The sequence below is a fragment of the Candidatus Corynebacterium faecigallinarum genome, from assembly GCF_052264515.1.
GTDB lineage: Bacteria > Actinomycetota > Actinomycetes > Mycobacteriales > Mycobacteriaceae > Corynebacterium > Corynebacterium faecigallinarum.
The window spans coordinates 19,604-37,716 of the sequence record NZ_JBQQOC010000002.1 but is presented as its reverse complement, the minus strand read 5'-3'; the positions used below and the strand labels follow the sequence as shown (position 1 = coordinate 37,716).

At 67.7% G+C, this 18,113-nt stretch carries 14 protein-coding genes; 4 read left to right on the top strand and 10 right to left on the bottom strand.

All coding sequences use genetic code 11. From position 1 onward, the window contains the following. Positions 1-168 precede the first annotated feature (168 nt). From ACTXPP_RS01335 to ACTXPP_RS01320, 4 genes are read right to left on the bottom strand one after another with little or no spacing between them, the layout of a single operon-like run. A complete protein-coding gene (locus tag ACTXPP_RS01335; protein ID WP_443340505.1) occupies positions 169-1,974 on the bottom strand; it encodes an ABC transporter ATP-binding protein in 1,806 nt (601 codons plus the stop codon). After that, the gene (locus ACTXPP_RS01330) at positions 1,971-3,527 is read right to left on the bottom strand and encodes an ABC transporter transmembrane domain-containing protein (RefSeq protein ID WP_443340504.1); all 1,557 of its coding nucleotides are present in this window, start codon (positions 3,525-3,527) and stop codon (positions 1,971-1,973) included. The genes ACTXPP_RS01335 and ACTXPP_RS01330 overlap by 4 nt, the downstream gene beginning before the upstream one ends. A 44-nt stretch (positions 3,528-3,571) precedes the next feature. Beyond that, positions 3,572-3,781, bottom strand: coding sequence for a hypothetical protein (locus ACTXPP_RS01325; RefSeq protein ID WP_443340503.1), 210 nt, complete (start codon positions 3,779-3,781; stop codon positions 3,572-3,574). An 18-nt stretch (positions 3,782-3,799) separates the two neighbouring features. Continuing rightward, on the bottom strand, positions 3,800-5,473 hold the full coding sequence (locus ACTXPP_RS01320; protein WP_301494322.1) for a nitrite/sulfite reductase: 1,674 nt from the start codon (positions 5,471-5,473) through the stop codon (positions 3,800-3,802). Between the two features lie 1,666 nt (positions 5,474-7,139). Here ACTXPP_RS01320 and ACTXPP_RS01315 point away from each other — a divergent pair. Next, on the top strand, positions 7,140-8,570 hold the full coding sequence (locus tag ACTXPP_RS01315) for an FAD-dependent oxidoreductase (RefSeq protein ID WP_443340502.1): 1,431 nt from the start codon (positions 7,140-7,142) through the stop codon (positions 8,568-8,570). Between the two features lie 72 nt (positions 8,571-8,642). On the opposite strand, the gene ACTXPP_RS01310 is transcribed toward ACTXPP_RS01315, so the two are convergent. Next, complete coding sequence (locus tag ACTXPP_RS01310; protein ID WP_443340501.1) at positions 8,643-9,719, bottom strand: hypothetical protein; 1,077 nt, start codon at positions 9,717-9,719, stop codon at positions 8,643-8,645. A 259-nt stretch (positions 9,720-9,978) separates the two neighbouring features. Between ACTXPP_RS01310 and ACTXPP_RS01305 the strand changes: the two genes are divergently transcribed. Next, entirely contained in the window at positions 9,979-10,533 is a 555-nt protein-coding gene (locus tag ACTXPP_RS01305; RefSeq protein ID WP_301494283.1) for a GNAT family N-acetyltransferase, read from the top strand. A gap of 26 nt (positions 10,534-10,559) precedes the next feature. Here ACTXPP_RS01305 and ACTXPP_RS01300 read toward each other — a convergent pair whose 3' ends face one another. After that, positions 10,560-11,366 (bottom strand): aminoglycoside adenylyltransferase domain-containing protein, encoded by an 807-nt coding sequence (locus tag ACTXPP_RS01300; protein ID WP_301520527.1) that lies wholly within the window; start codon positions 11,364-11,366, stop codon positions 10,560-10,562. A gap of 83 nt (positions 11,367-11,449) precedes the next feature. Between ACTXPP_RS01300 and trhO the strand changes: the two genes are divergently transcribed. After that, positions 11,450-12,379 carry an oxygen-dependent tRNA uridine(34) hydroxylase TrhO gene (gene trhO / locus ACTXPP_RS01295; RefSeq protein WP_301494856.1) on the top strand — a complete coding sequence of 310 codons (930 nt, stop codon included), beginning with the start codon at positions 11,450-11,452 and terminating at the stop codon, positions 12,377-12,379. A 15-nt stretch (positions 12,380-12,394) separates the two neighbouring features. Here the strand turns inward: trhO and ACTXPP_RS01290 are convergent, their stop codons facing one another. Then, positions 12,395-13,660, bottom strand: coding sequence for an HNH endonuclease signature motif containing protein (locus ACTXPP_RS01290; protein WP_443340498.1), 1,266 nt, complete (start codon positions 13,658-13,660; stop codon positions 12,395-12,397). Between the two features lie 277 nt (positions 13,661-13,937). Here ACTXPP_RS01290 and ACTXPP_RS01285 point away from each other — a divergent pair, with 277 nt between their 5' ends. Then, complete coding sequence (locus ACTXPP_RS01285; RefSeq protein WP_443340497.1) at positions 13,938-14,675, top strand: RidA family protein; 738 nt, start codon at positions 13,938-13,940, stop codon at positions 14,673-14,675. A gap of 10 nt (positions 14,676-14,685) precedes the next feature. Here the strand turns inward: ACTXPP_RS01285 and purT are convergent, their stop codons facing one another. From purT to ACTXPP_RS01270, 3 genes are read right to left on the bottom strand one after another with little or no spacing between them, the layout of a single operon-like run. After that, a complete protein-coding gene (purT, locus tag ACTXPP_RS01280) occupies positions 14,686-15,969 on the bottom strand; it encodes a formate-dependent phosphoribosylglycinamide formyltransferase (protein WP_443340495.1) in 1,284 nt (427 codons plus the stop codon). 23 nt (positions 15,970-15,992) lie between these two features. Beyond that, on the bottom strand, positions 15,993-16,787 hold the full coding sequence (locus ACTXPP_RS01275; protein ID WP_443340494.1) for a MerR family transcriptional regulator: 795 nt from the start codon (positions 16,785-16,787) through the stop codon (positions 15,993-15,995). 34 nt (positions 16,788-16,821) lie between these two features. Then, complete coding sequence (locus ACTXPP_RS01270) at positions 16,822-17,991, bottom strand: ATP-binding cassette domain-containing protein (RefSeq protein ID WP_301525401.1); 1,170 nt, start codon at positions 17,989-17,991, stop codon at positions 16,822-16,824. Positions 17,992-18,113 lie beyond the last annotated feature (122 nt).

Sequence of the window (18,113 nt, the reverse complement as noted above, 5' to 3'; positions counted from 1 at the left end):
CGCTTGCCTGGGGTGCGACAGACCGGTCGGTCTGTGCTGTGCCGCACCAGACTAGACCAGTCTGTCCGCCCCCGGCAACCGAATTTCCCGATACCGTCACAAGTTTCAATTGTGACAGCAGGTAGATGATGTGAAAACTAGTAGACCGAGGGGTCTGTACAGCGGGGTTCAGCGCCCCTGCGACCAGACCGCCCACAGTCGTGCATAGCGACCCTGCGAGGCCACCAGACCATCGTGGGAACCCCGCTCCACGATCCGGCCGTCCTCCATCACCAGGATCTCGTCGGCCAGACGGGCCTGGTCCAGCCGGTGCGCCACGGTCAACGCAGTACGTCCCACGGTCAGCCGCGCCGCCGCGTCCTCCAGCGCCGCCGCACCGGACGACCCGGCCTCCGCTGTCGCCTCGTCCAGCACGACGACCTTCGGGTCGCGCAGCAGCACCCGGGCCAGGGCGATCTGCTGGGCCACCACCGGGTCCGGGATCAGTCCGCGGGCACCGACGACGGTGCCCAGTCCGTCCGGCAACCGGGCGAACCACGCCCCCGCGCCCACCGCACGCAGCGCCTCGACCAGCGACTCGTCCCCGGCGTCCGGGGCGGCGAGAGCCAGGTCATCGCGCAGCGTCCCGGAGAAGGTGTGCACCTCCTGCGACACCAGCGCCAACCGGGCCGCCCGCTCATCATCAGAGAGCGCGGTCACCGGAACCCCGTCGACGGTCACCGCGCCACTCGTCGGTTCACGCAAGCCCGCGAGCAGCGTGGCCACCGTCGTCTTACCGGCACCGGACGCCCCGACCAGCGCCACCGTGCGCCCCGGCTCGATGGTGAAGGAGACGTCCTGCACCGCCCAGGACTCCGCGCCGTAGCGGAAGTCGACCCCGCGCAGCTCGACGGTACCCACCGGTGCCGGTGCCCCGGCGTCCTGCACCGGACGCGGCGGGTCCACCGTCACACCGACGATGCGGGCCAGCGAGGCATAGCCCGACTGGGCCACATCGAGGATGCGCATCACCTGCTGCAGCGGGCCACGCACTCGGATCAGCATCAACGTCGCGGCGGTGACTGAACCGACCCCGATCGCCCCGGCATCGACCAGGAAGAAGCCCAGGACCACTGCGGTGAGGAGCATGACCAGTTCAGCGATGAGCATCCAGTTCAGCAGCCGCACCATCACCCGGTTGGCGTTGACCGCGTTGACCACCACATCGCGGGACGCCTGGCCGACGCGGTCATGCATCTCGTCCTCCATGCGGAAGGCCCGCACCGTCGCCCGACCGTGGATCGCCTCCAGCACCCGGCGGGCACGCATGCCCATCGACGCCCGCTCGGCGGCGTACAGCGTCGGGGCCTTGCGCAGGTAGGACCGCGCAGCGAGCCAGTACACCGGCGACACCAGCACCACGACCAGCAGGAACCGCCAGTCCACGGTGAGCAGGCTCACCCCCGTGGCAGCGATGACGAACACCGCGCCCGACAGGATCGGCAGGGCCTCCATGATCGCCGAGGACACCTGGGCGACATCGTCGGTGGAGCGGGAGACCACGTCACCGGTACCGGCGTCCTCCACCTCGTGCATCGGCAGCCCCAGGGCGGTGCCGACCATGTCCTCGCGCAGGTTCGCGATCAGCCGTTCCGACAACCGGGCCAGCAGGAAGTAGCCCGAACCATTGCAGACACCGGCGACGATGGCGACGACCACCATCAGCCCGGCGGTGCCCCACAGGTCGGTCTCCGTCCCGCTTCCGCTGACGATATCCACGATCCGGCCGAGCAGCCTCGGGATGGTCACGGTGCACCAGGCACCCACCGCCAGCAGGAGCACCGCCATGAGCGCCTGGCGGCGTGCCTGGGGCAGCCGCCGTGCCTGGGCGGCGATCTCACGTCGCGCCTGGGCCCAGGTCGCCAGGGGGAAGGTGCGGATCGGTTCGCCACCGTCGGACGCGGTGTTGATCGGTGCCAGTCCAGCGGCTCTCATCGGCTCACCCGCTCACTCACGAGGTCCAGGAGTTCGGCTGCGGTGGTCTCCGAGGCGGCGGCCACCTGCCAGGCCGGGGCGTCACTGATGACGACGACCCTTCGTCCACTGCCGTCGTTGTAGAGCGCACTGAGGCGCTCGGCGATGTGCTGCTCGGTGACCGAGTCCACCGCGGTGGTGGGGTCGATGAGCACCAGCAGTTCCGGATCGGCCGCGACCGCACGGGCCAGCGCCACGCGCTGACGTTGACCGCCGGACAGACGGCGTCCCCCCTCCCCTACCGACCGGTCCGGCCCGCCGGGGATGTCGGAGCAGTCCGCCACCTCGAGTGCGGCAGCCGCCACCCGGGAGTCCGGATGGACGTTGTCACGCAGCGGTCCGTCGAAAAGATCGGCGGCATGCGGGGCGACCACGACACGGTGCCTCGGCAGCCGGCGCATTGCATCGGCCAGCTCCCCGGCCGGTCCGTGGACCACGGTGACGCCGGAGGGGATGTGGGAGAGCACGGCGTCCGTCGCCGCGTCCGACGCCTCCTCCGGGTGCGCGACCTCGGCGGTGAGCACCTCGACGACGCGGTGACCGGACGCCGCGGCGTTCGCCACGCGGGTGGCGAAGTTCTTGCCGAGCATCGTCATCGGCATGACGACGAACTGCGACAGGCCGACGATGGTGATCAGCTCACCGATGGTCAGCCCGTCGTGCAGGGCGATCCAGCCGGCACTCACACCGATGGCGACGACGTAGATCGCGCCGACGGACTCGGTGATCATCGTCAACCGCGCCTCGGCGGCGTTCGCCCGCACCGTGGCGTCGAAGGCGCGCGAGGAATAGCCCTGGTAGCGCTGACGCATGGTGCGGACCACACCCAACCCCTTGATGATGCGCAGGCCCTGCACCGCATCGGCGGCGACGGCGGCGGCCTCGGCCAGGGCCTGCTGGCGATCACGGGAGCGGTCGCGCAGCGGCCGGGCCGCCCGCACCGACAACGCGACCACCAGCGGAGCGCCGAGGAGCACGCCCAGTCCGAGCTGCCAGTGGATCGACAGCACCACGGCGGCGACGTAGACGATCGAGGCGACCTCGGCGACCGGGAAGACGGTCATCACCACGATCTCGGCGGCCTTGTTCGAGTCCGTGCTGGCGATGGACAGCAGGCCACCGGCCGTACGTTCCCGGCCGGCGATGCCGCGCGGGTCCTGGATCCGGTCGGTGACCGTGGTGCGCAGGTCGTGGCTGAGCTGCTGCATGGTCAGTTCCATGTAGCGTCGGGCGAACCAGACGCAGACGCCGTTGACGGCGAACAAGGCCACGAGCACCAACGACCAGAGCACCAGGCGGTCCAGTTCCCCGGTGGCCACCGCATCGTCGATGGCGCGTCCGACCACGATCGAGGTCGTCGCATTACAGATGAAGCCGAACGCCATCCCCGCCATGGCGATGAACTGCCACGGGCGTTGGGCGAAAGCCAACTTCAGCAACCAGCGCCGGTCGTGCGGGTCGGGAAGTTCTGAGGGGGAGGTGCGCAGCAACCCCGATCGAATGGTGGACGCCATAAGGCGCCACCCTACCGGAAGTGTACCCTAACCTGCGAATACGCTCAGTCGGCGCCGCGGTCCACGCCCCGGTCGAGGTGACCGTGCAGTTTCACCGAGAACACCCGGCGGCAGTCCCGGCACTGCCAGGCGTTGTCGGTCTCGAAGTCGGGGAAGAGATTCTCCGAGGTGCAGTACGGGCAGTTCATGACGGTGGCCCTCCTGGGGTTGTGGTGTGCGGTCGGTCCGGGGATACGGTCGTTGGCGCTGTCCATCGGTGCCTTCTGTTACCGCTACTGCAGCACGGCCTCGTCGGCACGCAACACCCAGTCGCGGAACTGCTCACCCTCGGCGCGCTGCTCCTTGTAGTGCTCCACGACCCGCACGACGTAGTCGTCCAGTTCGGCGGAGGTCACCTTGTGGCCGCGCAGCTTCTTGCCCCAGTCCGGGTGCATGCCGACAGCACCACCCAGGTGGACCTGGAAGCCCTCGACCCGGTTGCCGTTGTCGTCGGTGACGATCTGCCCCTTCAGGCCGATATCGGCGACCTGGGTACGGGCGCAGGAGTTCGGGCAGCCGTTGAGGCTGATCTTCAGCGGGACGTCCAGGTCCCCGAGACGCTCCTCCAGCTGGTCGGCCAGGGTGATCGCACGCTGCTTGGTGGTGACCAGGGCGAGCTTGCAGAACTCCAGGCCGGTGCAGGAGATGATGTCGCGTCGGAAGGACGACGGCTTGGCCGACAGGTGCTCGGACTCCAGATCCTTCAGCAGGTCATCGATCTTGTCGGACTCCACATTGAGGAACAGAAGCTCCTTGTCCGGGGTGGTGCGCAGGTCGGTGACACCGTGCGACTCGGCGATGTCGGCCAGGCGCTGCAGGTGGTCACCCTCGGTGTGGCCCACGGTGGGCTTCACACCGACGTAGAACCGACCGTCGCGCTGCTCGTGGACACCGACGTGGTCACGGTAGCCGGGGGCGACCTCCGGCTCGGGGCCGTCGTCCAGCTTGTAGCCGAGGTAGTCGTCCTCCAGGATGCGGCGGAACTTCTCGATGCCCCAGTCGGCGACGAGGAACTTCAGCCGGGCACGGTTACGCAGCTTGCGGTAGCCGTAGTCGCGGAAGATCCGGACCACACCGGCCCACACCTCCGGCACCTTGTCGATCGACACCCAGGCACCGAGACGCTGGGCGAGCATCGGGTTGGTGGACAGACCACCACCGACCCAGACGTCGAAGCCGGGGCCGTGCTCGGGGTGCTCGGAGCCGATGAAGGAGATGTCCTGGATCTCGTGGGTGACGTCCTGACGCTTGTTGCCGGAGATCGCCGACTTGAACTTGCGCGGCAGGTTGGCGAACTCGTCGCGGGTCAGCCAGTTGTCCTTGATCTCGCGGATCGCCGGGGTGGCGTCGATGATCTCGTCCTTGGAGATACCGGCGACCGGGGACCCCAGCACCACGCGCGGGACGTCACCGCAGCCGAAGAAGGTGTCCAGGCCGACGGAGGCCAGACGGTCCCAGATCTCCGGGACGTCCTCGATACGGATCCAGTGCAGCTGGATGTTCTGGCGGTCGGTGAAGTCGGCGGTGCCGCGGGCGAAGTCGGAGGAGATGCCGCCGATGACGCGCATCTGCTCGCTGCTCATCACCCCACCGTCGAGACGGACACGCATCATGAAGTAGCGGTCCTGCAACTCGGCGTTGGTCAGCAGGCTGGTCTGCTCACCGTCCATGTCCTGACGGCGCTGGGTGTACATGCCGATCCACTTGAAGCGGGGGGCGAGGTCCTCGGCGGGGATCGAGTCGAAGCCCTGCTTGGCGTAGATCTCGCGCACGCGGTCGGCGACGGCGAGGCCGGCGTCCTCCTGCTTGATGCGCTCGTCGTTGTTCAGCGGGTCCTTGCCGTCGATGAGCCACTGGCCCTCGGGCTTCGGCGCCTTGCGGTCGGCCTTCTCCTCCTCGGTGAGCACCTTCGGTGCCGGCGGGGCATCGGCGATGGCCTGGTCGAGTGCCTTGGCGGCCTTGCTGACGGCCTTGCCGGCCTTCAGCTCATTCCAGCGGGCCTTGCGTGCGGCGGAGAACAGGTCCTTGTTGTCCGGGTCGGCGTCGGTGGCGGCCTCGGCCTGCTTGGTGGCCTCGGCGAATTCGGCCTGCTCGGCTTCGGCTGCGGCGAGTGCCTCGCGGGCGGCGATGACACTGGGGTCCTCGGGCGCGGGCTCCGCGACCTCCGGCTCGCTCTCAGCCTCGGTCGGGGTGTCGCCGTTGGCGATCTGGGACGCCCGGAGCGCCTCGGCGGCCTGCTGTTGCGCGGCGCGCACGGCGGTCGCGGCGGCGGCCAGTTCGACATTGCCGGGCGCTGCGGCGGCGGCGCGCTCCGCGGCGTCGGCGGCGACGGTGAGGACGGATGATCCTGCCTGCACCAGGGACACCGCCTCCTGCAGGCTGGCTCCGCCGGTGGCGGCAGTCTCTTCAGGTGAGGCAGTTTTCTCCGCGTTCTCCGCAGCTCCGTCGGTGCTATCTGCACCATCTGCTGCGGCGACACCGTCATCACCGTTCTCCTCGGCAGCCTTGACTGCCTTCTTCAGCGCACGGTTGGCTTTGCGCACTGCCGAGCGGGCGCGACGTGCGGTCGCGGCGAGCTTCCTGTCGTCCGGGTCTGCGGAAGTCGCGGTCTCGGCCTCGACAGCGGCCTTCTCTGTCTCCGCCACCAGTCGCTCGGCCTCGGCGACCGTCGGGATTCCCGCGGGGGCGGCGGGTGCAGCCTCGGTGACGGGCTGGGGCTCCTCAGCCGGCTGCGCTTCGGTCCGCTCAGGCTGCTCAGTATGCTCAGCCTGCTCAGCCTGCTCAGTGGACCCGCCGAGCTCCTCGACCTTCGCGGCTGCGCGCTTGAGCGCCTTGCCGGCCTTCATCTCGTCCCAGCGGACCTTACGCGCTGCGGAGAACAGGTCCTTGTTGTCCGGGTCGGCGACGGTGGCAGCCTCCGCCTCCTTCAGTGCGGCGACGAGCTTGCCCTGCTCGACCTCGAGCTTCGCGTACTCCGCCTGCGCCTGCTCCAGCTCGGACTGTGGCTCGGTGCCCTCCAGCTCAGTCAGTGCGTCCTGCGCCTTCTTGAGCGCGCGGGAGGTGCGGCGCTGCGCGTTCTTCGCGAGACGCGCCTCGTCCGCGAGGGCGTCATTGTCAGGGTCCGCCTTGGATGCCTCCGTCGCCTTACGTGCGGCGATGGCGGCATCCTCCTTCTCGCTTGCGGCCTTCTGCACCGCAGCCTGGGCGTCCTGAAGAGCGGTGGGCGTCATGTCAGTCGCCGCCTCGGTCGCCGTAGTCATCAGGTCCTCTTCTCTGGGGGTCGCGCAGTGGGTCGTGCAGTGTGGGGTACAGACAACTCAGTCTGTTCCGTTCTCGTCGCACTAGACTAGACCGATCTGTCCGCGGACACAACGTAGGCAGCACTCACCCGCAAAGCACGAGTTCACAGCAGTCCCCCCGGTAAATCCTTGCAGTAGACAGACCGAGTGGTCTATAGTCTGCTTCCGTCAGTGCGGAACCCCGTCTGCCCTCGCGAGCTCTTCAGTTCGACAGTAGGGGAGGCTAACATGGTGAGATATCCGCCCACGTAACACCGAAAAGGACCCAGCATTCATGTCTGACAACCGACCGCTCCGCGTCGCCGTCATCGGATCCGGCCCGGCCGGCATCTACGCCTCGGATGCCCTGATGAAGTCGGGCAAGGACGTCTCCATCGATCTCTACGAGAAGATGGCCGCCCCCTTCGGCCTGATCCGCTACGGTGTCGCCCCCGACCACCCGCGCATCAAGGGCATCATCAAGGCGCTGCACAAGGTGCTGGACAAGCCGCAGATCCGCCTGCTCGGCAACATCAACGTCGGTGAGGACATCACCCTCGAGGACCTGAAGAAGCACTACGACGCCGTCATCTACGCCACCGGCGCCACCGATGACCGCGACCTCAACATCCCCGGCGGTGAGCACACCTTCGGCGCCGGCAAGTTCGTCGGTTTCTACGACGCCAACCCGCACTTCGACGAGGCCTGGAACGTCGATTCCGAGTCCATCGCCGTCATCGGCGTCGGCAACGTCGGCCTGGACATCGCCCGCGTCCTCGCCAAGACCGCCGACGAGCTGCTGGTCACCGAGATCCCGGACAACGTCTACGAGTCACTGAAGACCAACAAGGCCAAGGAAGTCCACGTCTTCGGACGCCGCGGCCCGGCCCAGGCGAAGTTCACCCCGCTGGAACTCAAGGAGCTCAACCACTCCGACACCATCGAGGTCATAGTCAACCCCGAGGACATCGACTACGACGAGGGTTCCGAGGCCGCCCGGCACAACTCCAAGATCACCGACCAGGTGTGCACCATCCTGGAGAACTACGCCGTCGCCGAGCCGAAGGACGCACCGCACAAGCTCTACCTGCACTTCTTCGAGTCCCCGGTCGAGGTCAAGCACGACGCCAACGGCAAGGTCACCGGCCTGGTCACCGAGCGGACCGAGCTCGACGGCAATGGTGGTGTCACCCACACCGGCGAGCTCACCGAGTGGAACGTCGGCCAGGTCTACCGCGCGGTCGGCTACAAGTCCGACGAGCAGGCCGACATCCCGTGGGACGGCAAGGAGAACGTCATCCCCAACGTGGGTGGCCGCGTCCTGACCGAGGGCCCCACCGCCGACGGCATCGCCGGCGTCCCGGGCTCCGCCGACCCGGAGGCCGAGCTGCGTGAGACCCTGCCCGGTGTCTACGCCACGGGCTGGATCCGCCGTGGCCCGGTCGGCCTGATCGGCAACACCAAGGGCGATGCGAACGAGGCCGTCGCCAACCTGGTCGCCGACCACGACAACGGCATCGGTTTCTCCCCGGAGGACCCCTCCGAGGACGGCGTGATCGAGCTGCTGCACTCCCGCGGTGTCGACTACTCGACCTGGGAGGGCTGGTACAACCTCGACGCCCACGAGCGCGCGCTCGGTGAGGCCGAGGGCCGTGAGCGCAAGAAGGTCCGCGAGCACGACGAGATGGTCCGCTACTCCTCCGGCGAGGCCCGCGTGAAGGCTTAAGGCCCCGCGCCGCATCGACATAGACGGAGAGGTCACTCCAGAGCACCTGGAGTGACCTCTCCGTCTATGTTGTCACTCCACCGTCCCCTCCGTCAGCCGCACCATACCCAGCGGCAGGCCGGTGTCCGAGGGGAACATCAGCCCGTCGGCAGTGGCGTCCACGGTGACCTGCTCACCGATATAGTTGTCCCAGTTGATCGAGCTCAGCGAACCATAGGGGGTCGCCAGGCTGATCTCGGAGACCGTCTCATCCCTGGTCTGCCCAGGGCTGCCGGACTGCTGCGCGCTCACCGGCGTCGGACTGTCCAGCTGCAGCACGACATAGATGTCGCTCGTCGGTTCACCATTGGGCGTGCGCCCACCCTCCATGAGTTCACCGGCGGTCATCTCGACGACAGTCCCGGTGAGGGCGAACTCGCCGTCGGACGGCTCCGGGGAGGAGCCCCGGTCCGGTGCCGGGCCGGACGCAGAACTCCCCCTGGTCGGGTTCGGGGCGCCGTTGCTGCTGTCGGACGTCCCGTCCGACTGCTCGCCGTCGACACAGACGTCCCCGACACTCCCCCACTCGATCTCGGCCTGCAGAGACTCCAGGTCATCGGGCTTCTGGTCCAGGCGGAAGTCCCACCCGTCGCCGGTCTCCACCATCTCCGAGCCGTCGACCGTCCACTTCTCCGTGGTGTACTGCCCGGTCCCCGACTGGCCTTCGGAGCTCAGCAAGCCGGATCCGTCCGAGGCCGCATGCAACTCCGCCCGGAAGCCACCGGTGGATGCTGCCCCGGCGTAGAAGTTCCGGTCGATCCGGGTGAGCTCGTCACCGTCCTCACCGGCAGCGAAGACCTGGGTGGCGCTGATGTGGTTGCCGACCGCCCGGAACAGCAATTCGTCCTCCCCGTCACCGGTGATGTCCACCAGCGCGAACTCGAAATCGCCGGTGAGATGGCGGTCCGCACCAGTCACCACGTCGTCCTCGAAATCCGCGACGTCCAGCCCCTCGGCGACCGTGCAATACGGGTCGGCGGTCGGCTCCGCGGCGCTGTCCGTGCTCTCGGTACCGGCGGTACCGCCGTCGGACCCACACGAGGTGAGCATCAGGACGGTACCCGTCATCGCCGCAGCACTCCTGAGGGCACGCCGAACATCACGGTTCATGATCCACTCCCAAGCTTCACCTATCAAAGTTGTTATCCCATATGCATCCTACCTCGGATGAGCCTGAGAATAACGCCGGTCTTTCCAGTGTCACCCACCATCCCCTCGCCCCGACTGCGTGACCTCCTACAGGTCGCAACACACGAAAAAACTATGTGACCAGTACGAGACCTTCGGCAGCACCGGATTGTTCCGGAAACGTGGCCGACAGTTCACTGTTCCACTTACATAGCCCACCCTGTCCGACTATCCTGAACCCATGACAGACGCAACAGACACCACCGTCACCGGACCGACTGTTCACGTCACCGGCAAGCAGCTCCTCGCGATGCAGCCCCAGCAGGTTCACGCTCTCTACAAACTGCGCGTCGACGTATTCGTCAACGAGCAGCGGGGCTGCTTCGCCGAAATCGACGACACCGACGCCGAGCCCGGCACCCACCATGTCATGGCCTACGTCCACCCCGGTTCCGGCCCGGACTACCCGTGGGGAAACGCCGACCCTGGCTCGCCGCTGCGACTGGTCGGCACCGTGCGCGTCTTCGGCCCGCCCGAGCAGCAGCACATCGGCCGCCTGTGCGTCCACCCCGACTTCCGCGGCTTCGGCATCGCCAGCCAGCTGGTGGACGACGCCTTCGAGGTCATCAAGGGCCGAGCTGCCGCACTGGACCCGAACGTGCAGAAGACCGAGGTCAAGATCGAAGCACAGACCTACCTGATGCCCTTCTACAAGAATTATGGCTTCGAGGCGATCGACGAGCCCTTCACCGCCGAGGGTATCGAGCACCAGGAAATGCGCGTCACCCTGGACTAGGGGCACCCCTCACCGGCGACCCCGCGTCAACCGGCACCGCTGCCACCCATGGCAGCGGTGCCTTTTTCTCTGCCCGGACGCCCCTGGGAGTATTCATCACGAATTGCGTCGGCCAACAGAGCGGCAGCCGACCGTGCGTCCTGCGTCGAGTGGCCGTCTTCGCCGAGATACCCCCGTCTCGCCTGGTCAAGGGGGCCGGCCACCCCAGGAACCCACTCCCCCGCCTGTGCTGCCGCCACGTGCTTCGAGACGATCCGTCCGGTCCGGACGGTGACCAGGATCCGCGCCAACGTCAACAGCACATTGCGTTCATCGCCGTCGACACCGGCCAGGACGTCCGGCAATGCGCCCATCATCGCGGCCCGCAACTCCGACGCTGACACCGGTTCCAGCAGTTGATCCGGGTCCGGACCGCGTAACGTACGTGACGCATCCAGTGCCGTTGCACGGAGCACCACCGCATCAGGGTCGCTGACCGGGCGAGGCAGAGCCCCGGCGGCGATCTCCGCGCGGAGCCATTCGCCGTACTGGTAGTCGATCCGACGGGGACTGCCGTGTTCCACGAGCACCGTCAGCTCGACCGGACGTCGCGACGACACCGCCGGATCATCGGCATGGCCCGACCATCCCGAGACCTGCAGCAACAGCGCAGACAACTGGTGTCGTTCCGCCTGGTTCAAGCTCCTCCGAACGACGACGAGCAGGTCAACATCACTGTGGACCGTGAGACCGGGCGTCACCGCTGACCCGTACAGATACACCCCACGGACTCCGCCGGGATCATGGGTGTCGAGATGCTCGAGAATCAACGGCACGGCAGGTTCAGAAGCCACAGCAGAAAGCTCGTCCACCTGTCCCAGGGTACGGGGTCCGCCGGTTTTCAATCTCGTGGCCGGTCGCCGATAGAGTGACCTGCGTGGGAACCAAAGGAACCAACTCCGAGACACGCATCCTCCTCTACTACCAGTTCACCCCGATCGCCGATCCGGTTGCGGTGATGCTGTGGCAGCGCACCTTGTGCGAGTCGCTCGGGTTGCGCGGGCGCATCATCATCAGCCCACACGGGATCAACGGCACCGTCGGCGGTCCCCTGGACAGCGTGAAGCTCTACATCCGCCGCACCCGCGAGTTTCCGGGGTTCAAGGACATGGAGTTCAAGTGGTCGGCCGGCTCCGCCGAGGACTTCCCGAAACTGTCGGTGAAGGTCCGCGAGGAGATCGTGAGCTTCGGGGCCCCCGAGGAGCTTGCCGTCGACGTGGACGGTGTCGTCGGCGGTGGCACGCATCTGAGCCCGCAGCAGGTCAATGAGCTTGTCGAGGAGCGGGCGGAGGTTGGTGAGGAGGTCGTGTTCTTCGACGGTCGCAATGCGATGGAGGCGCAGATCGGGAAGTTCCGGAACGCCGTGGTGCCGGATGTGACGACCACGCATGACTTCATCACCGAGATCGACTCCGGCAAGTACGACGATCTCAAGGACCGTCCGGTGGTCACCTACTGCACCGGCGGCATCCGTTGCGAGGTGCTCAGCGCCCTGATGCGCAACCGTGGGTTCAACGAGGTGTACCAGATCGACGGCGGTATCGTCCGCTATGGCGAGCAGTTCGGTGACAAGGGCCTGTGGGAGGGCTCGCTGTATGTCTTCGACAAGCGGATGCACATGGAGTTCAGTGAGGACGCCGCACAGCTCGGCCACTGCGTGCACTGCGGCGAGGCGACGAACACCTTCCACAACTGTGTGAACGAGGACTGCCGCGAGATGGTCCTGCTGTGCGACTCCTGCGCCGCGTCGCCCGCCACCGCGCATTGCGGTAGCGAGACCTGTCAGTCCGTCGGCGCGCACCTGTAGCCCGGCTCCGCTGCTTTATCGAGGACCGGGGGTGGGGGGGTCGGCCTCGTCAGGCCGGGGCCCGAGGTGCGCCGGTGACAGGGGGCCGGCGGCTGTGGTGGTGGCGGTGATCTTCCCTGGTCCTGCCCAGTGCAGGGTGACTGCATCATCCGGGCTGGTCACTCGCCATATCCCCAAGGTCTTCAGTTGGTGGTGGGTCCGGCACAACGCGATCCCGTTCTCCACACTGGTCGGCCCGTCGCTGGTCGGATCGGTGTGCGGCGAGCTGACCAGGTGGTCGTGGTCGCAGCGGTCGGCCCGGACGCAGCAGCCGGGGAATCGGCACCGTCCGTCCCTCCCCTCGATCAGTGCCCGCTGCACCGTGGTGAAACGGTAGGACGCTGTCGCCGGAACCTCGGCACGTTCCGGCAGGTTCCGGACCTGCTCGGCGATCCCGGCCAGCGTGGCCGCGGTCGTCGGTGAGACCCACCCGATTCCGGTGAGGTATCCGCCGGCACCTTCCTGGGTGTACATGTTGACGGTCACGGAGAGTTGCTCCATGCGTCCGCCGAGGATGCCGAGGACAACCTCGCCCCGACATTCGCTCATCGTCGGGGCCGCAGCCGGCGCATCCCCGTCCGGCACTGCGGCGTCCTGCGTGGCGTGCTCCCGCCGCCAGTCCAGTGCAACGTCGCTGATCGACGACCACAAGGACTCGGCGATGACCTCGGTGCCGCAATCCAGGACGAACTTCGTCCCCTGACGGGTCAACCGTACTTCCTCTGCTTCGCGCTCCTCGGTCTGCGCCACCACCAGCGGGGCGACCGCCACCAGCGCCTCATCGGCGACATCGGACAAGGCTGTGATCGCAGTGATGTTGGTCCGGTCCACCCAGTCACGAATCGCCGTAGCCACTGCGGCATCGAGGACGTCCAGGAGAACATCTGTGGCCGGGTCGGAGGTCCGGAGTGCCCTGGCGTGGCGGTTCACCCGGCTCCACAGGGTGTCGAGGTGGTCCACGGAGTAACGGCCGTCCGCCCGGAACGTGGCGAAGAGGTCCGGCATCCGTTCGGCGATCTCGGCGGCGTGGACGTAGCGGTGCGACTCGGCGGTACGTCGCCGGCGCATCACCTCCGCGGATGACAGACGGTGATCTGCCGGCACCCCGGCGAGGAACTCCACCAGTTCCAGCTCTGCACGGTTGATCCTCCCCGAGAACTGCAACGCCAACCCGGCCCGTTCACGACGGGTCAGTGGGGTTGCCACCTCGCCACCTGCCTGGGGTGATGGTACGACGTTCATGGGTTCTCCTGCCGTCAGAGTATTTACGATCACATTGTCGAATGGTGCACTTCGTACACTAACAACTGCACTGGACAGCAATATTTCGCCCAGGTTCCTGATGGGAACGTATGTTCTAAATTGGAGGTTCAGCCGCGACGGTCAGGACAATCCGCAGGTCATCGACGTCCGTCCAGGACGAAATCTGACGCAAGATCCGGGTTCCGACGGTGGACAGACATCCCGGTAGGGTGTGGAGGTAGCCTGCAGCGCCCGCCCAAGATCGGAGCCCCCGAAGATGAAGCGCCCCCTCGCCGTGCTTGCCGGATCCACACTTGTACTCGGACTCAGTGCCTGCGGATTCGATGAGACGGTGTTCAGCTCCTCCGCCGAGGAGAGCGAGACCAACGCCCGGGCGGTCTCCGTGCCCTCCAGCGCCGACCTGTACCGCATCGGCGCCACCGGCCCCGACGAACTGAACGAGGACGCCGAGGAAGGCGACCCCCTGCGCTTCATCGATCCGTCGCTGATCACCGACGAGGGGACACTCAAACGACGGATGACCCCCACCGAAGCCCAGGCACTCGGAGTACTGTCGAAGATCAACGACGAGCTCAGTGCCGAAGAGGTCAGGATCCTCGATGTCGCCAGCATCCGGGTGTACCTCACCGACGGGCCGGACGGTGCGGACTACGAGGGGTGGCAGCGTGCGTACCGCACCTTCTTCGCCAACGTAGACCCCGATTCCGGGGAGAGCCTGATCACCCCCAGCGCGCTGACGGTCACGAAGGACCCTGAAAGCTCGGACACTGAGACCACCTCCCCCACCTCGGCCCCGGCGACCAGCGAGCCCGCGGAGCCGTCCGAATCCGCTGAACCCACCGAAACTACTGCGACCACCACGTCCTCGTCGCCACTGCCCGGACAGGACAACCCCACCAAACCCACGGTGCTCACCATCGGGGTCGCCGACCAGCCCGTCGACGGCTGGCTGGTGCAGGTCGAGGTGGACGCCTACACCGAGTCGGACGACTAGAACAGGACGACTAGCGGCGTCCCCACTCGCCGTCGGCGTCGGCCGGAGCGTCCGAAACGCCCTGCAGCGACACCGTCACAGTGTCCGCCGCCTGGCTCGCCCGCTCACGGGCGATCTCGACGTTCTCCGCGGTGGAGAACGCCACACCCATGCGGCGACGCTCGTGGCTGACCGGCTTGCCGAAGATCCGCACCTCGGTCTCCGGCACCGCCAGCGCCTGGGACAGGCCGGAGTACGCGGGGAACTCGGCGCCGGCGGAGGCGTCCTCACTGCTCTCCACCCCACCGTAGATCACCGCGGAGGCACCCGGGGAGATCAGCGTGGTGTCGATCGGCAGACCCAGGATCGCCCGGGCGTGCAGGTCGAACTCGCTGAAGCGCTGGGATCCCATGGTCACCATGCCGGTGTCGTGCGGGCGGGGGCTGACCTCGGAGAAGTACACGTCGTCACCTTTGATGAACAGTTCCACACCGAAGACGCCGCGTCCTCCCAGCGCGCTGGTGATGCGGGCGGCGACGGAGCGGGCGGCCTCGTGGGCGGCCTGGGTCATCTGGGCCGGCTGCCAGGACTCCACGTAGTCGCCGCGGTCCTGGCGGTGACCGATCGGCTCGCAGAACCAGGTGACGCCCTCACCGGTCCCCGGGTCCAGCGACCGCACGGTCAGCAGGGTGATCTCGTAGTCGAAGGGCACGAACTGCTCGATGATCACGCGCTGGTTCGCCACCCGCGCGCCACTCATGGCGTAGTCCCAGGAGGCCTGCAGATCGTCCTCGGAACGCACATAGGACTGGCCCTTGCCCGAGGAGCTCATCACCGGCTTGACCACGCACGGCATGCCGACCTCCTCGACACCGGCGGTGAACTCCTCGTAGGTGGAGGCGAAGACGTGGCGGGAGTTCGGCAGGCCGAGCTCCTTGTCCGCCAGGTTGCGGATGCCTTCACGGTTCATGGTCAGGCGGGTGGCGCGGGCGGTGGGGATGACCGTGGCCACACCCTCGTCCTCGACCTCTTGCAGCGCATCGGTGGCCAGCGCCTCGATCTCCGGCACCACGAAGTCGGGGCCGACCTCCTCGATCAGGGCGCGGATCGCGGCCCGGTCGGTCATGTCGAGGGTGTAGGCGGCGTGGGCGACATGGTGGGCGGGGGCGCCCTGGTAGCGGTCCGCGGCATGGACCTCCACCCCGTAGCGCTGCAGGGCGATGGTGACTTCGCGTCCGAGCTCGCCGGATCCGAGCAGGAGGACCTTGGTGGCGTTGGGGGCGAGTGGCGTTCCGATGACGTCAGGCGTGTACATGCCTGGAAACGCTACCAGGCGAATCACCAGGTGGGGTTGTCGGTGTCCACCCCCTGTGCCGCGGCGTTGGCGCGGATCAGGTCGACGAGGAAGTCGGTGTGGTCCTCACCGTCGACGGTCCAGTTGACACGGAAGCGGGCATCGGCGAGGTACATGCCGGACAGGATCACCTGCCGGTCGTGGGTGACCTCGTACCAGTACGACAGCGAGGCGCGTTGCCGCTCGGCCAGGGCGTTGCCCTCCTCCGAACCAGGTAGGACGCCGCGCTGGTGCGCGTCGGCGAGGGCACGGGCGAAGCGGTCGCCCTCCTCCCGGATGTTCTTCCAGTCGGCCTCACCCATCTTCGACATGGCGTCCTGCCCCTGCCGCCATTCCTCGGTGTCGCCCCAGCGTTCCTCGGCCTCGCGCTGGTAGTCGGGGTCCCAGTCGGGCCCGAGGATCTCCCGGACCCTCCGGGGTGGCACCGGGCCGGTGTAGACACCACTGTCGGCCTCGGCGATCAGGGCGTCCACCGCGGCGAGCATGCGCTCGACCCCCTTGCGCCGGTCGATGAGCATCTCGCGCTGGCGCAGCAGGTGGATGCGCTCATCGGAACCGGTGGCGTCGAGCAGCTCGGCGATCTCGGCGAGCGGGACGCCGGACTCGCGGTAGACGAGGATGCGTTGGCCGCGGGCGAGATCCTCGTCGGTGTAGATGCGGCAGTCGGACCAGGTGCGGGTCTCCGGGACGAGCAGTTCTTTGGCGTCCCAGTGGTGCAGGGTGCGGACGGTGACGCCGAGGAAGTCGGCGGCCTGGCTGACGGTGAATTCGGTGTTCATGAACCAGATACTCCTCCCTGACGCGACGTGAGGGTCAAGCCAACTGCACCGCGGCATCGCTGACCGCGGCAGCGAAGGTGGCGTTGTGGCAGGACCAGAGGACGGCCGGGAGGCCCTCGTCCCACAGCGGCTCGACACCGGCCGCGCGCAGGGCGGCGTGGTACTCCCCCGCCGCATAGCCGCGCATGACGCGGGCGAGCCAGGCGTAGCCCTCGGCGTCCAACCCGACGGTCGGTTCGTCGAGGATAAGCAGGCCGGGCCCGCGGACCAGGGCTGCGGCGACGGCGAGCATGCGTCGCGGCGAGCTGGGGACGTCCAAGGGGTGGACGTCCCGCCACTTCTCCAGTCCGACCCAGACCAGCGCGGCCTCGGCGTGGGCGGCGTCGGTGCCGACGGCGAGTTCGCGCAGTGCGGTGCGTTTCGAGAACGCCGCGTCCATCCCGGTCGGCGCCCAACCGGTCGTCGGGGCGTCCAGCTCGCCCTGGTGGTCGAGCAGACCGAGGGTGGCCAGCATCAGGGTGGTCTTACCGGATCCGTTCGGCCCGGCGAGGTGGGTGACCTGCCCGCCGGCAGCTCGCATGGTCACTGGGCCGGCGGTGAAGAGGCCGCGGGTGACGGTCACCGCGTCCATGGTCAGGACGCTCCCCTGACCGGGTACCGGGGCATGGTCGACCTGGGGTGCCGGGGCTGCGGCGGGAGTGCCGTCGAGGGTGAGTTCCGCGGCGGCATCGTCAGCCAGCGCGGTGCGCACCCGGTCGTAGACGGTGACGTCCCCGTCGAAACGGTTGAGGGTGGTGCGCAGGATCTCCACGGCCGCGGCGTCCAACCCGTCGGTCGGACAGTCCAGGACCAGCGCACCGGGGTCACGCAGCAGGGCTGAGGCGATGGCCACCCGGCGCGTCTGCCCTGTGGACAGGCGTGAGGGTTCCCGCTCGGCGACGGCCCGCAGGTCCCAGACATCGAGTGCCGCCTCGATGCGGGACGCCATGGTCTCCGGGTCAACGCCCTGCTGCTCCATGCCGAAGGCGAGTTCCTGGACAACGGTGGAGCGCAGCAGGGAGAGGTGGGAGGAGGCGTCGTTGCCGACCCAGGCGGCGCCGGAGGTTTCGGCGGTGGCCCAGGCGTGCTCGGACAGGCCTGCCCCGGAGGCCGCCCAGTAGAAGCGGTCGATCATGCAGGTGACGCTACCAGGGGCATCGTTCATGTCCGAGCCGCCTTATAGAGTGCGAGACGGTGCGGTCGATCATGGCCGCCCTCCTCGCTGCGCGAAGGAGGTGGTTGTCTTGGTTGATTCACCCTCGGATGGTTCAGGTAGGAGCCTGAACC

Coding starts and splice junctions, on each gene's coding strand:
- ACTXPP_RS01335 (WP_443340505.1), bottom strand. CDS start 1,974: ATGAGAGCCGCTGGACTGGCACCGATCAACACCGCGTCCGACGGTGGC.
- ACTXPP_RS01330 (WP_443340504.1), bottom strand. CDS start 3,527: ATGGCGTCCACCATTCGATCGGGGTTGCTGCGCACCTCCCCCTCAGAA.
- ACTXPP_RS01325 (WP_443340503.1), bottom strand. CDS start 3,781: ATGGACAGCGCCAACGACCGTATCCCCGGACCGACCGCACACCACAAC.
- ACTXPP_RS01315 (WP_443340502.1), top strand. CDS start 7,140: ATGTCTGACAACCGACCGCTCCGCGTCGCCGTCATCGGATCCGGCCCG.
- ACTXPP_RS01310 (WP_443340501.1), bottom strand. CDS start 9,719: ATGAACCGTGATGTTCGGCGTGCCCTCAGGAGTGCTGCGGCGATGACG.
- ACTXPP_RS01305 (WP_301494283.1), top strand. CDS start 9,979: ATGACAGACGCAACAGACACCACCGTCACCGGACCGACTGTTCACGTC.
- ACTXPP_RS01290 (WP_443340498.1), bottom strand. CDS start 13,660: ATGAACGTCGTACCATCACCCCAGGCAGGTGGCGAGGTGGCAACCCCA.
- ACTXPP_RS01285 (WP_443340497.1), top strand. CDS start 13,938: ATGAAGCGCCCCCTCGCCGTGCTTGCCGGATCCACACTTGTACTCGGA.
- purT (WP_443340495.1), bottom strand. CDS start 15,969: ATGTACACGCCTGACGTCATCGGAACGCCACTCGCCCCCAACGCCACC.
- ACTXPP_RS01275 (WP_443340494.1), bottom strand. CDS start 16,787: ATGAACACCGAATTCACCGTCAGCCAGGCCGCCGACTTCCTCGGCGTC.
- ACTXPP_RS01270 (WP_301525401.1), bottom strand. CDS start 17,991: ATGAACGATGCCCCTGGTAGCGTCACCTGCATGATCGACCGCTTCTAC.